Below are 13,827 nucleotides of genomic sequence, written 5' to 3'. Positions count from 1 at the left end.
GGCTTGCAGGGTTTCGCTCAACTTTCTGCAATAGCCATTGCCACAACATAGGCTTTTTCATCTGTATAGGACAAATGCCAATGACGGATGTTCAACTCGTCTGACATACTCTTGGCATAACCACTAAGTGTCACCAGGGGTTTACCCAATGCCGTTTTATCTATCTGTAACTGCTGCCATCCAACGCCTTGGCCAATCCCAGTTCCCAGCGCTTTCACCACGGCTTCTTTAGCGGCAAAACGCTTAGCCATATAACGCTCAGGATCTCTGGATTGTAAAAATAGTTGGTATTCAGTTTCAGTCAGCACGCGTTTAGCCAAACCTGGAGTACGCGTCAGCGCCTCCGCCATCCGCGAGATCTGAATAATATCAACACCCAGCCCGTAAATCATTTTGAGCCAGACTGTACAGCCTGTTCAGCACGCTGCCGAGCAGACAGAATCAGTGTTTTCATCTCTTTAACCGCATCAGATACCCCCACAAATAATGCATGAGCAATCAATGCATGACCTATATTAAGTTCATTAAGCTCACGTATCTCAGCGATGGCTTCTACATTATGGTAGTGCAATCCATGCCCGGCATTGACCACTAGCCCCTTACTGAAAGCATAGTGGGCTGTTTCACGGATGCGGGCTAACTCTTCCTGCTGTTGCAAAGGCGTGATGGCATCGGCATAGGCACCTGTATGCAATTCAATAGCGGGAGCCCCGCAGCGAATTGCCGCATCGATCTGTGCGTAATCCGGGTCGATAAACAAGGATACTTCGGCGCCTGTTGCACCCAGCATCTGACAAAAATGCTCAACTTGTGCTTCATGCGTGATCACATCCAGGCCCCCTTCTGTCGTCAACTCTTCACGCTTTTCGGGGACAAGACAGATATGTGCTGGTTGAATTTCCATAGCAAATTCAAGCATTTCCGGAGTCAGGGCCATCTCCAGGTTCATTCGGGTTTGTAACACCTCTATCAACAAACGTATATCACGTTCCTGAATATGGCGTCGATCTTCGCGCAAATGCACAGTGATGCCATCAGCACCAGCCGCTTCAGCAAGCATGGCAGCATAGACTGGATCGGGATAGCGAGTACCACGCGCCTGGCGCAAGGTAGCAATATGATCAATATTAACTCCCAGCAATAGCTGCTTTGGGTAGTTCATGCAGTTCTCCTGGTTTTCATAAACAATTCACGACTTTTTAACGGTTTTGCACCTAGCAAAGATGCCAGTGCTTCACGCATCAGGCGCTTGGCCGCACGTTTGACCTCTACCCGTTCATAGCGATCTTCGGCGATAGCTAGCAAACACTCACCAGTATAACTGGCGCTATCGGCTGCGACTTCAATCATTCCTTGCTGAACATCATATTGATAATAATGATCAGGAAGACAATGACTCAAAGCGATACCATAACCCATATTTTCCAGCAACTGCCGTTCGAAGGTTCGTAGCGCCCCTTCCAGATCTGTCGATTGCTGTAGTTCTTGAATCAAGTAGGTGTAGTAAAGGTACAGGTGCGGATGGGGATCTGCTGGCTGCAATAAGCGCTGCAACAGTTCATTTGCATAAAGACCACAAAGCAGCGCTTTGCCCACTGGCTGTGGCATGACCTGAGGTACTTCCGCCTGGCTCAGATTTTTTAATTCATGTCGTCCTGACCAACTGACATGTAGTGACTGAAAAGGCTGCAGGGTAAAACGTCGTGCTGATCCAGAGCGACGTGCTCCACGAGCGACCGCACTGATGCGGCCATATTCGAGGGTAAAGAAATCAACTAACAGACTGGTTTCCCGGTAAGGGCGAGAATGCAGAACAAAGGCTGCAGCCTGTTCAGCATGCTGAGACATTACTCGTGCCTGTATCCCAGACTATGTAGCGCACGCTCATCATCTGACCAGCCTCGGCGAACTTTAACCCATAGATTCAGCATGACTTTACTCTCGAACATTTTCTCTATGTCAAGACGCGCATCACGTCCGATACTTTTTAATACCGCACCCTTATCACCAATCACAATACGCTTTTGCCCTTCGCGCTCAACCAGAATCAGTGCACTGATCGTTAGTAGCGAACCATCGTGCTCAAACGCTTCTATCTCAACGGTGATGCCATAAGGAACTTCTTCACCTAGATTGCGCATCAGCTTTTCACGCACAATCTCAGCCACAACAAATCGCGAACTGCGATCTGTTATCTGATCTTCCGGATAATGGTGAGGGCCTTCGGGTAGATAACGACCCACTAACTGCTCCAGTTCAGCCACATTGTGCCCCTGCTTGGCAGACAGAGGCATGATCGCGGTAAACTCACGCTTATTGGCCAGCACATCAATCTGCGGCAGCAGCGCATGCTTCTCTTTCAACTGATCGATTTTATTTACCGCCAGTATCACCGGGCAAGTCACGTAACGCAGCTTTTCCAAAACAATATCATCTTCTTCTGTCCAACGGGTCCTGTCGACCAGAAACACCACCAGATCGACGTAACGAAGGGCATCAGAGGCTGTCTTATTCATAAAGCGGTTCAACGCCTTGCCCTGCTCATCATTATGCAGCCCTGGCGTATCTACATAGACGATCTGATCTGTACCCTCCGTTTTGATGCCAAGAATCTGGTGGCGGGTGGTCTGTGGCTTGCGTGACGTAATACTCAGTTTCTGACCAAGGATTTTATTCAACAAGGTTGACTTACCCACATTGGGACGGCCAACGATGGCGACAAAGCCGCAACGGGTTACTTCAGTCACGACGATTCTCCTGTTTCAACTGCGCCAGAGCCGCTTTGGCAGCATTCTGTTCGGCTTGACGGCGGCTATTGCCTTGCCCTTCAGTTGGATTGCTTAACAAGGCAATATGGCAATGTATATTGAAAGTTTGTGCATGTGCTTCACCTTCAACACTCACCAATTCATAGTCCGGCAAATCCAGACGACGGGACTGCAAAAACTCCTGCAAGCGTGTTTTCGAGTCCTTGATTGAGCCATCCAGATCCAACTCATCTAAGCGCTTTTCATACCACTGGAGTACATAAGATTCTGCAGTAGCCAGACCCGCATCACGGTAAATAGCACCGATAATAGCCTCCACAGCATCAGCCAGGATGGAGTCACGTCGGAAGCCGCCGCTTTTAAGCTCTCCGGAACCCAAACGCAAATAATCACCTAACCCAAGTTCACGGGCAATTTCAGCCAGAGTTTCTCCTTTCACCATCATTGCGCGAAGACGACTTAACTGTCCTTCGCGAGCCGAAGGAAAGCGCCGATAGAGATCCGCAGCGACGACAAAGTTCAACACTGAGTCTCCCAAAAACTCCAAGCGCTCGTTATTACGCTTTCCACAACTGCGATGAGTCAGCGCTAACTCAAACAAAGACTCGTCAGCAAACTTATGCCCTAAGCGCCGGGCCAGCTCTTCTACAGGTTTTTTCAAGGCTTTCTGGCTTCGTAGTTATCTTGAAACATGACAACCGCATCTACATTACCGAACATCGGCACTCTGACTTCATACTCTAGATCGAAAAAAATCACGCCAGCATCCTCAGTGATGCTAAGCGCATCCGGGCTTGGCAAAGAAACCTGATTGATAAGAAAACGGCGGTTAAGGCTGGAGCGTATCTGTGCAACAGGCTTACCCAGTTCTTCTCGGTCTTCACTGATGGCCTTTACTACAGACGTAATTGTTCGATACTCCCAGTAGGGTGTAAATAGTTTAAATGCCACAGCAAGGAAAATTCCGAGGACGATCAGTACACTCAGAACACCAAAAAAAGACGCACCATGTTGTCTATTGCTCGCATGAAGTTCCATTATCCTGTTCCTATCTGATTTTACGCATCACACTGAGATCAGGCAGGCTAAAGAAGTTGTCCCAATGCATCCAGACAACAACTGCTTTACCCACCAACAGTTTTTCCGATACAAATCCCCAGTACCGACTATCATTACTGTTATCACGATTATCACCGCTGGTAAAGTAATGCCCTTCCGGTACCACCCACTGCCCTGTCATCGAGGGTCGCCCCACATCCTGATAGGTTGTATAGCTATGTTCACCCAACGTTTCATTTAATAACAGTGTTTCAGGATTAACCGGGGGCAATCTGGCAAGTAGATCAGCCTGCACTTCTTCCCCGTTAATATAGAAGGTTTTATTCTGATAGCTAATCACATCACCCGGGAGCCCTATCACCCTCTTAATATAGTTGATGGATGGATTATTCGGGTAGCGGAACACAACAACTTCGCCACGCTGAGGCTCATTAATATCAACCAATTTTGTATGGGTAACCGGCAAACGCAGTCCGTAATGGAATTTATTAACCAGAATAAAATCACCAATCTGTAGCGTAGGCAGCATAGAGCCAGATGGGATCTGGAAAGGTTCAAACAGGAAAGAGCGCAACACCAATACCACAGCCAATACTGGAAACATGGATTTACCCAGATCGGCCCAGCCTGGTTGCTGCAGTATTTTTGTCCGGGCGACCTCGGGCAACTGCCCTTGCTCTGCTTCAGCAGCCGAAAGCTTCCTTTTGCGCGCGGGAGCTAAGAACACAGCATCCAGTAACCATAAAACACCGGAAAGCGCTGTCAGGCTTACCAATATCAGCGAAAAATCAAAATCCATGTAAACCTCAGCTATCAACTTTTAATACGGCAAGGAATGCATCCTGGGGAATTTCGACCCGCCCAACCTGCTTCATGCGCTTTTTACCTTCTTTCTGCTTGGACAGCAGTTTCTTTTTACGACTGACATCGCCGCCATAACACTTGGCAAGGACGTTCTTACGCAAGGCTTTGACTGTGGTACGCGAAATAACCTTTCCCCCAATCGCCGCCTGAATGGCGACATCAAACATCTGCCGGGGAATAAGCTCTTTCATCTTTTCACACAGAACCCGGCCTTTATACAACGCATTATCCTTATGCAGTATGACAGCCAATGCATCAACTTTTTCACCGTTGATCAGAATATCCAGACGGCATAGTTTAGCGGAATCGAAACGAATAAAGTTATATTCCAACGATGCATAGCCGCGGCTAGCTGATTTCAGGCGATCAAAGAAGTCCAGCACCACTTCAGCCATGGGCAATTCATAATGCAACTGTACCTGATTACCAACAAACAACATGTTTTTTTGCACGCCACGTTTTTCAACACATAACCCAATTACCTGTCCCAGGTAGTCCTGCGGCACCAAGATACTAGCCTGTACAATAGGCTCACGCATTTCTTTCATGGCTGCCGGGTCAGGCATCTTAGAGGGACTATCAATGTAAATGATTTCACCGTTGTTTAACTCAACTTCGTACACAACGGTCGGTGCGGTTGTAACCAGATCAAGATCGTACTCTCGCTCTAGGCGCTCTTGAATGATTTCCATATGCAGCATGCCAAGAAAGCCACAGCGGAAACCAAAACCCAACGCATCCGAACTTTCAGGCTCAAAGAACAGAGACGCATCGTTCAATGTCAGCTTATCCAAGGCGTCACGGAAATCTTCATAATCATCAGCACTGGTTGGAAAGAGACCGGCATAGACTTGCGGCTGTACTTTCTTAAAACCTGGCAGGCTATCCACATCAGGGGTCTTTGACAGTGTCAACGTATCGCCAACCGGCGCACCGTGAATATCTTTGATACCCGCAACGATGAAACCTACCTCACCCGCTTTGAGTGAGTCGGTTACCAGGCGCTTGGGTGTAAACACCCCGACACTGTCGACAACATGAACCTGACCGGTGGACTTCACCAGAATTTTGTCTTTTTTACGCAACTGACCATGCTTAACACGGACCAGCGACACCACACCCAGATAATTGTCAAACCACGAGTCGATAATCAATGCTTGCAGCGGTGCATCCAGATCGCCTACGGGCGGAGGAACCAGTCGCACCAACTCTTCCAATACCTCATCCACCCCCATACCACTCTTTGCAGAACAGGCTACAGCATGCGTTGCATCTATGCCGATCACTTCTTCGATTTCCAGCTTAACCCTTTCCGGCTCAGCTTGAGGAAGATCCATTTTATTGAGTACGGGCACCACTTCCAGGCCCTGCTCAATTGCGGTATAACAATTGGCTACTGACTGTGCCTCTACACCCTGAGCCGCATCGACTACCAACAAAGCCCCTTCGCAGGCGGCCAGTGAGCGTGAAACCTCATAAGAAAAGTCAACATGTCCAGGGGTGTCAATAAAATTCAGTTGGTAGACTTTACCATCCTTCGCGGTGTAATTAAGCGTGACACTTTGCGCCTTGATGGTAATACCACGCTCACGCTCAATATCCATAGAATCCAGCACTTGCTCGGCCATTTCACGCTGAGTCAGACCACCGCAGACCTGAATGAAACGGTCAGCCAAGGTAGATTTACCATGGTCAATATGGGCGATAATGGAGAAGTTGCGGATATGGTCCAGATTACTCACGTGTCAGTGTCTCAAATCAGTTTCCGGAAGGGGCAGAAGTGCCCGGACAGGGGCCGTAGTCTACCCTATTCCAGCGATTTCAGCCATCTACACTAATACAATTAACTAACCGCCCGGCAGCGGGCAGCTAGTTAATTAAACAAACACAACAAGTCACTAAGGTGTGAGACGCAGCGGTATAAACATGGCGCTCCCCCGGCGGACAATACGCATGGGCACAGCCTTATCTTGCGGTAGTTCAGATACGACTCGATAGAACTGATCTGGCATTTCGATTTGCTCACCGTTCAGCATAGTGATCACATCACCGTTGATCAAACCAGCAGCGGCACCTGGCCCTTCATTTACCTGTGTAATGACTACGCCAGCATTAATATTCCAGTGTGAGCGTTGCTCTTGCGTCAGCGATGAAACCACCAGCCCAAGAGAGGTATCAGTTGAGGGAGCGGCCGACCCCCGGCCGTTTTGAGCCAGTTGGTTTTCATCGGGCAAAGTGCCAATGGTGGCTGTAATTGTCTCGCGATGGCCATCACGAATAATAGTAATTCGTGCTTTTTCTCCGGGGTTTATGCGTCCAACCTGATGAGGCAGATCAGAAGACAAGGCAATATCATTGCCATTAAACTGCACGATCACATCCCCTTCTTTTAAACCCGCTGCCTGAGCCGGACTGTCCGACATTACATTGACAACCAGCGCGCCTCCCGGTTTATCCAACCCAAAAGATTCAGCTAAATCCCGATTAACTTCTTGAATCACGACACCAAGCCAGCCACGAATTACACTACCCGTTTCTCGTAGCTGATCTGCCACCTCCATAGCCACATCCATTGGAATAGCAAAGGAAAGCCCCATAAAACCACCGGAGCGGGTATAAATTTGGGAATTTATACCTATAACCTCACCATCCAGGTTAAATAGAGGACCTCCTGAGTTACCTGGATTAATCGCCACATCTGTCTGAATAAAAGGCACATAGGTATCGTTAGCCAATGAACGTTCAGTTGCACTAACAATTCCAGCGGTTACGCTATGATCAAAACCAAACGGTGAACCTATAGCCAACACCCACTCTCCGACCTCAACTGCCGAAGATTGTCCCACTTGGACATAAGGCAGATCATTGGCTTCCACTTTGAGCAAGGCCACATCAGAGCGTGCATCAGAGCCAACCACTTCCGCTTCTATCTCGCGACGATCACTTAATCGAACAATCACCTTCTCAGCATCACTGATGACATGATTATTGGTCAGGATATAACCATCGGATGAAATGATGAAACCTGATCCGAGTGAGCGTGGTGCTGGTGTACCGCGACGAGGTGAGGGTTCCATTTCAGGAAAACCACGGAAAAAATGCCGAAAAATATCGGGGACTTCCTCGCCACCCGGGCCACGAAACTGACTGAAAGGATCCTGACTTTCTTCCGGAACCTTCTGGACAGTACTGATATTTACAACGGCAGGGGCCGCCTCTCTAACCAGCGATTTGAAATCAGGCAGCTGCTGCGACCAGGCTTGTACTGGCAACAACCACAAAACCAATAGAAATATGAAAATTGACTGTGCTTTTTTCATAGCGAGACCCTTATCAGCGTTTAGTTGTTCACTCTCAATAAAACTGGGTAATAGCTCGGGTTGGACAACAGCTTGGCAGATATGATTTTTGCCAGCCAAAAACCACCAGCCAACCCGGTAACACCGGCCAAAATCACAGATAACTCTGTGTCAAATAACCATGAAGCCAACAATGATGCGCCTATCAGCGTCAATATAGGCATTAGATACAATAATAAAGAAGACTTGAGTATGGCCCCTTCATGCAATCCAATTACGACAGACTGCCCAGGCTTAATGAGCAGACCTTTAGGATTACCTATTGTCAGAAAAGCAGACCCGTTACCAAATAAACCCGCCAACTTTCGTTGGCCACAATTGTCGTGAGATTGACACGAATGGCATGCACTCAACCGACGCGTTTCTATCACCAAATGATCCGGATGCACCTCACTGACCTGAGCGACTTCTTCTAACACACCGATTTACCGTCCGGAAACAACAGAGGTAGCTATACGCTCAGCCACCATAATAGGCATATCTCCGACAACCGTTACGAAACGATCATCATTTCGCAATCCCAATGCAATATAATCACCAGCATCAGTTACACCCTCAGGTACAGTCTGTTTCCCGAGTTGTTCCACGCTGACAGAAAAGGCTTTATGCCCGTTAGAGAACACCATTACCTCACCAGCCTGGGTCACTTGATGACGAATATTCTGATAGCCTTCCGGCAACCAGGACAAACCCCATTGCAGTGGACGGTCTTCCATCAAAGATAAATGTTGATCTATATAACGCTGCATTCCTTCTGGTGCGCGAATCATATCGTCATCATTGGCCAACATTGAACCTTGATAAGAAGGTGCCGACGGACGTGCACCAAAGGTTACCGGCTGAACTAAACTGTTACGTGGAACATGGTTAGTCACTGTAGTTGCGACCGGCTGAGCCTGCGGCGTTTGCACATCACTCGCAATCCAACCTGGCCCCAGAATAACAACCGTGGTAACAGAAGCAGCGATAGCCATACTGGCAAGGGAACGGTACATACCCGAAAAAGCTCCGCTGGCTTCCTGCTTTTCCTGTACGGATGTCTCTGCAACATTTTCTGAAATAGCAGCCATCACTCGATTACTCAAGTCCTGACCAGACCACTCAGCAGACTCTTTTTTCAGCAACAGTGCGCTGAACTGATAGCGCTGCCATTGCTGCGCCAGTGCGGGATCTCGCTCGACGTGTTTGAGCAACCGCCTCAATTCCAGCTCATTTACTTCACCATCCATGAGCGCGGACAGGGATTCATTATGCTCACTCATGTGTCACCTCAGCTATTGCAGGTCGCTAGTCTCAGTCTGTACTGAGCAGCGGTGCTATCTCGTTGTCTATGGCCTCTCTGGCTCTGAAGATACGAGATCTCACCGTACCGACAGGGCAGTCCATCACCTTAGCTATTTCTTCATAACTCAACCCTTCGAACTCTCGTAGTGTTAATGCCACTCTAAGGTCTTCGGGTAATCGATCCAAAACCTGGTTGATCACACGCTGTAATTCATCTCTATACAAGGCGTTTTCAGGATTTTCGATCTGTCTTAAATCTGAGTCAGCTTCAAAGTACTGCGCGTCATCAGCATCAATATCCGTATCTGGCGGACGTCGCCCTCTTGCAACCAGATAATTCTTTGCCGTATTAATGGCAATTCGATACAACCAAGTATAAAACGCGCTATCGCCACGAAAATTGGGCAAGGCGCGATACGCCTTAATAAAGGCTTCCTGTGCCACATCCATCGCTTCATGGTGGTCGTATATATAACGCGAGATGAGTCCAATAATTTTGTGCTGGTATTTTTTAACCAGCAAATCAAACGCTGTTTTGTCACCTGCCTGAACCCGCTCCACCAACAGCTGATCAGCACTTACCTGGCTATCTTTAGACACTTAGAATCCTTACGAGCCGGTTGATATAACCTATTCATTTCAAAAATCAGTATGTGGTTAAGCCAGCCTTCATTCAACCCCAGCATCTCAGTTTTTAACTCTTCTAGTTCGATTCAACACAGACAGCTTAGTTCCAATAGCAGTTAAATTTTTTACAAACAAGACTAACGTATCAATGCTGGTAACGGCATAATGTTCAGAGCGTTCACAACAGGAGCTGGCTTAAGCTATGACTGAAGCAAAAAACTATGATGTACTGGTAATAGGTAGCGGTGCAGCTGGCCTGACATTGGCATTGCAACTGGCAGACAGTGCTCGCATAGCTGTCCTGAGCAAAAGCACTTTACAAGCGGGCTCTACCTGGTTGGCACAAGGGGGCATTGCCGCTGTACTGGACCCTGAAGATAACTGCGACAGTCATATTCAAGATACTTGGGACGCTGGCGCCCACCTCAGCCGGATACCGGCTATTGAACATACCATTCGTAATGGTCCACAAGCCATTGAATGGCTTATACAGCAAGGTGTTCCGTTTACACGCGACCAGGATGGCTACCACCTTACCCGTGAAGGTGGGCACTCACACCGCCGAATCATACATGCAGCTGATGCCACAGGCCGTGCAGTACATGAAGTTTTGATCCGCAACACACTGACCCACGATAGCATCGATATTTACGAACATCATATCGCTATTGACCTGATTACACGTCGCAAGCTGGGACTTGCCGGAAATCGTTGTATCGGCGCCTATGTTCTCAATCAGACCACTGGCAGAGTAAGTGCTTTTAAGGCACCTATTGTCATTCTGGCAACGGGGGGGGCATCCAAAGCCTACCTTTATACCAGCAATAATGATGGCACTACCGGCGATGGTATCGCCATGGCCTGGCGTGCGGGCTGTCGCATTGCGAACATGGAGTTCAATCAGTTTCATCCCACTTGCCTATACCATCCCAGGGCAAAGTCTTTTCTGATTACCGAAGCCGTTCGGGGTGAGGGTGGTGTATTGAAACTACCAGACGGAAGCCGATTCATGCACAAGTTTGATTCTCGAGAAGAGCTTGCTCCCCGAGACATAGTGGCACGCGCTATTGACCATGAGATGAAACGCCTTGGGTGTGACTGTGTCTATCTGGATATTTCGCACAAACCCGTGGCATTTATCCAAGAGCATTTCCCGACCATCTATGAGCGCTGCCTGGAATATGGCATAGACATTACCCGAGAGCCCATTCCCGTTGTTCCAGCAGCACATTATACCTGTGGGGGCGTGATCAGTAATGAGCATGGCTGCACCGACATACCCGGACTTTATGCTATAGGTGAAACAGCCTTTACCGGCCTGCATGGTGCCAACAGACTGGCATCCAACTCACTGCTTGAATGTGTCGTTTATGGCCGTTCGGCTGCACTGCATATATTAGCCCTCCCGGCTTCCGAGCTGAGTATCTCTGCACTCACAATACCGGACTGGGATGAGTCACAAGTAACTGACTCAGATGAAGATGTTATTATTTCTCATAACTGGGATGAGTTACGCCGATTCATGTGGGATTATGTCGGCATCGTACGCACCACAAAACGTCTTGAGCGAGCCAAACATCGTATAAATCTTCTAAAACAGGAGATTGCAGAATATTATTCAAACTACAAAATTGGTAGAGACCTGATTGAACTGCGCAACCTGGCAACCGTAGCTGAGCTGATTATTCTTTGCGCCATGCAACGTAGAGAAAGCCGCGGGCTTCATTTCACCAAGGATTTTCCCGGACAGACAGTGGAAGCCTCTGATACGATTATCACACCACTGAATTTCAGCTGGCCAGATTCGGTAAGGTGCGATGGTGTATCAAAATCACTTTCAAACGACGAAATTCATTCAAGGTAACCGCATCTCGTGGTACCAGGAACCAGTGTCTATGTCCGCCGGCTACTGTCAGCGACATAACCAGCAAGAAAGGCAGTGAGGCAGAGTGATTCAGCTGCGTGACAGCTAACCTGTCACCTTTGCGATTATAGATGTGTAGCCAGCCCGCATCCGGACAACAGGCCAATGCTGTAATAGTGTGATCGGCGAAAAGCAATTCATGTAAACAACGGAGCAACACCAGCACGCACAACATAACACCGACAACGGTGATAAACACAGGTATAGCCGCAACCAGAACAGCAAGGATGGCGCACAAGTGGACAAAGATCAGTCCAAATGTAAGTGATCTGGAAGAGTTGACTTCTATGCTAAGCTGGCTGAACCCGCTCAAGTATTATCCTCACAATCCTTTGTAGATCCGGGTCTTCAGGCACGTCCCGTTCCATAAACCAAACAAACAAATCCTGATCTTCACAAGCAAGTAGCTTAACAAAACGATCCTGATCATCTTCAGAAAGCTCACTGAAAGCTTCTTTAGCGAAAGGCTCCAGTAGAATATCCAACTCCAGCATGCCACGACGACACTGCCAAGCCAACTTTCTGATGTCAACTTCTGTATACATTATTGAGCGCTTCCATCAAGGTTGAGTAAGGCCAGTATTTAACACCTTCGAATGCGTAAAAGCAAAGTTGATATTGGCTTTTAAATCCAATTGAAAAAGCTTCTGCCTAACCTTGTGAAAATCGACAAGCAATACAAATCATAGAACAGACATTTACAGTTACTGAAACCCAAGCATACCTACGTATTTTGATACATTCTATTTTAGAAACGAAGAAACATGACGGAAATACCTTCCACAATGCCCGGATGAGCATTGTGGTTCAAGATCATCGAGACTCCCTCTTATTCTAGTTCTGCACCACAAACGGATAGTCAGTGTAACCAGCAGCCCCACCACCAAAAAGGCGGCCTGTATCGGGAACGTTGAGCGGCCAACCGTTGCGCAGGCGCTCAGGCAGATCCGGATTGGCAACGAATGGCCGGCCAAAACCAATTAGATCAGCCCAGCCACTGCACAGCGCGATTTCAGCGCGCTCGGCCGTATACTTACCCGCATAGATCAGCGCACCACGATAGATCATACGCAGCGCCTCTTTGAAAGCGGCGGGCATTTCAGGCGCGTCATCCCAATCCGCTTCAGCGATATGAATGTAGGCAACGCCAACCTCATCGAGAACCTTAGCCGCTGCCAAATAGGTTGCCTGCGGCGTATCGTCTACCGCGCCTTGCAATGTGGTCAGAGGAGCCAGTCGCACGCCAACGCGTTCGTGTCCTGTTACTGCTACCACTGCCTCAGTAACTTCGCGCAGAAAACGCAGGCGATTGTGTAATGAACCGCCATAGTCGTCGATTCGTGAATTGGCTTGCGAGTCGATAAACTGGTTAATGAGGTAGCCATTGGCGCCATGGATCTCTACGCCATCGAAATCTGCGTCTAAGGCTTTGCACGCAGCAGTAGCAAACTCCTGGACTACTTGCGCAATTTCAGTTTCAGATAACGCACGTGGAGTTGAATGTTGCACCATCTCACCGACACCGGCCTGCGGCCCCTTTCCCTCGGGATCAATGAAAACCTTGACGCCGTTGGCCACCAGCGGCGAAGACGACACCGGCGCTGCGCGGTGAGGCTGTAGTGCGACATGGGAGATCCGCCCGACATGCCACAACTGGGCAAATATACGACCACCAGCAGCATGCACTGCCTTATTAACACCACGCCAGCCAGCTATTTGTTCATCACTGTGAATCCCTGGCGTCCAGGCGTACCCCTGTCCCTGCTGGCTGATTTGCGTACCTTCAGTAATGATTAGCCCTGCTGATGCGCGCTGGGCGTAATATTCAGCCATCAACGCCGTGGGCACATTTCCGACGCCTGCACGTGAGCGGGTCATCGGCGGCATAATAATGCGATTGGGAAGATCCAGCTGGCCCAGTCGATAGGATGTAAACAGCATA

Annotated in this window: 16 protein-coding genes; 1 reads left to right on the top strand and 15 read right to left on the bottom strand. The window is 48.6% G+C overall.

Annotated elements, in window-relative coordinates:
- Positions 1-17 precede the first annotated feature (17 nt).
- From acpS to rpoE, 12 genes are all read right to left on the bottom strand, one after another.
- Positions 18-392 (bottom strand): holo-ACP synthase, encoded by a 375-nt coding sequence (gene acpS, locus F5I99_RS03050; protein ID WP_151053592.1) that lies wholly within the window; start codon positions 390-392, stop codon positions 18-20.
- Positions 389-1,162: a pyridoxine 5'-phosphate synthase gene (pdxJ, locus tag F5I99_RS03045; RefSeq protein ID WP_151053591.1), complete on the bottom strand. Its 774-nt coding sequence runs from the start codon at positions 1,160-1,162 to the stop codon at positions 389-391. Before pdxJ ends, acpS begins: the two co-directional genes overlap by 4 nt.
- Positions 1,159-1,848, bottom strand: coding sequence for a DNA repair protein RecO (gene recO / locus F5I99_RS03040; protein WP_151053590.1), 690 nt, complete (start codon positions 1,846-1,848; stop codon positions 1,159-1,161). The genes pdxJ and recO overlap by 4 nt, the downstream gene beginning before the upstream one ends.
- Positions 1,848-2,747 (bottom strand): GTPase Era, encoded by a 900-nt coding sequence (gene era / locus F5I99_RS03035; RefSeq protein ID WP_225307524.1) that lies wholly within the window; start codon positions 2,745-2,747, stop codon positions 1,848-1,850. The genes recO and era overlap by 1 nt, the downstream gene beginning before the upstream one ends.
- On the bottom strand, positions 2,740-3,429 hold the full coding sequence (gene rnc / locus F5I99_RS03030) for a ribonuclease III (protein WP_151053588.1): 690 nt from the start codon (positions 3,427-3,429) through the stop codon (positions 2,740-2,742). The genes era and rnc overlap by 8 nt, the downstream gene beginning before the upstream one ends.
- A complete protein-coding gene (locus tag F5I99_RS03025) occupies positions 3,426-3,806 on the bottom strand; it encodes a DUF4845 domain-containing protein (RefSeq protein WP_151053587.1) in 381 nt (126 codons plus the stop codon). Before F5I99_RS03025 ends, rnc begins: the two co-directional genes overlap by 4 nt.
- A 10-nt stretch (positions 3,807-3,816) precedes the next feature.
- Positions 3,817-4,626, bottom strand: a complete 810-nt coding sequence (lepB, locus tag F5I99_RS03020) for a signal peptidase I (RefSeq protein WP_151053586.1) — start codon at positions 4,624-4,626, stop codon at positions 3,817-3,819.
- A gap of 7 nt (positions 4,627-4,633) precedes the next feature.
- Positions 4,634-6,433, bottom strand: coding sequence for a translation elongation factor 4 (gene lepA / locus F5I99_RS03015; protein WP_151053585.1), 1,800 nt, complete (start codon positions 6,431-6,433; stop codon positions 4,634-4,636).
- Positions 6,434-6,589: 156 nt separating this feature from the next.
- Positions 6,590-8,011, bottom strand: coding sequence for a DegQ family serine endoprotease (locus F5I99_RS03010; RefSeq protein ID WP_151053584.1), 1,422 nt, complete (start codon positions 8,009-8,011; stop codon positions 6,590-6,592).
- Between the two features lie 20 nt (positions 8,012-8,031).
- Positions 8,032-8,469 (bottom strand): SoxR reducing system RseC family protein, encoded by a 438-nt coding sequence (locus F5I99_RS03005; RefSeq protein ID WP_191905936.1) that lies wholly within the window; start codon positions 8,467-8,469, stop codon positions 8,032-8,034.
- Positions 8,470-8,475: 6 nt separating this feature from the next.
- The gene (locus F5I99_RS03000) at positions 8,476-9,312 is read right to left on the bottom strand and encodes a MucB/RseB C-terminal domain-containing protein (RefSeq protein WP_151053582.1); all 837 of its coding nucleotides are present in this window, start codon (positions 9,310-9,312) and stop codon (positions 8,476-8,478) included.
- Positions 9,313-9,343: 31 nt separating this feature from the next.
- Positions 9,344-9,934, bottom strand: coding sequence for an RNA polymerase sigma factor RpoE (gene rpoE / locus F5I99_RS02995; RefSeq protein WP_151053581.1), 591 nt, complete (start codon positions 9,932-9,934; stop codon positions 9,344-9,346).
- A 229-nt stretch (positions 9,935-10,163) separates the two neighbouring features.
- Between rpoE and nadB the strand changes: the two genes are divergently transcribed.
- Positions 10,164-11,825, top strand: coding sequence for an L-aspartate oxidase (nadB, locus tag F5I99_RS02990; protein ID WP_151053580.1), 1,662 nt, complete (start codon positions 10,164-10,166; stop codon positions 11,823-11,825).
- Here the strand turns inward: nadB and F5I99_RS19940 are convergent.
- The 3 genes from F5I99_RS19940 to F5I99_RS02980 all read right to left on the bottom strand — a co-directional run bounded on the left by F5I99_RS19940 (position 11,752) and on the right by F5I99_RS02980 (position 13,826).
- Complete coding sequence (locus F5I99_RS19940; protein WP_407670346.1) at positions 11,752-12,123, bottom strand: protein YgfX; 372 nt, start codon at positions 12,121-12,123, stop codon at positions 11,752-11,754. The two genes, nadB and F5I99_RS19940, sit on opposite strands and share 74 nt — an antisense overlap.
- A 52-nt stretch (positions 12,124-12,175) precedes the next feature.
- Entirely contained in the window at positions 12,176-12,430 is a 255-nt protein-coding gene (locus F5I99_RS02985) for an FAD assembly factor SdhE (RefSeq protein ID WP_151053579.1), read from the bottom strand.
- Between the two features lie 289 nt (positions 12,431-12,719).
- Entirely contained in the window at positions 12,720-13,826 is a 1,107-nt protein-coding gene (locus F5I99_RS02980) for an alkene reductase (RefSeq protein ID WP_151053578.1), read from the bottom strand.
- Between the last annotated feature and the right edge of the window lies 1 nt (position 13,827).

This window comes from Nitrincola iocasae (assembly GCF_008727795.1).
Taxonomy (GTDB): Bacteria; Pseudomonadota; Gammaproteobacteria; order Pseudomonadales; family Balneatricaceae; genus Nitrincola; species Nitrincola iocasae.
This window is presented reverse-complemented; position numbering and strand designations above follow the sequence as displayed.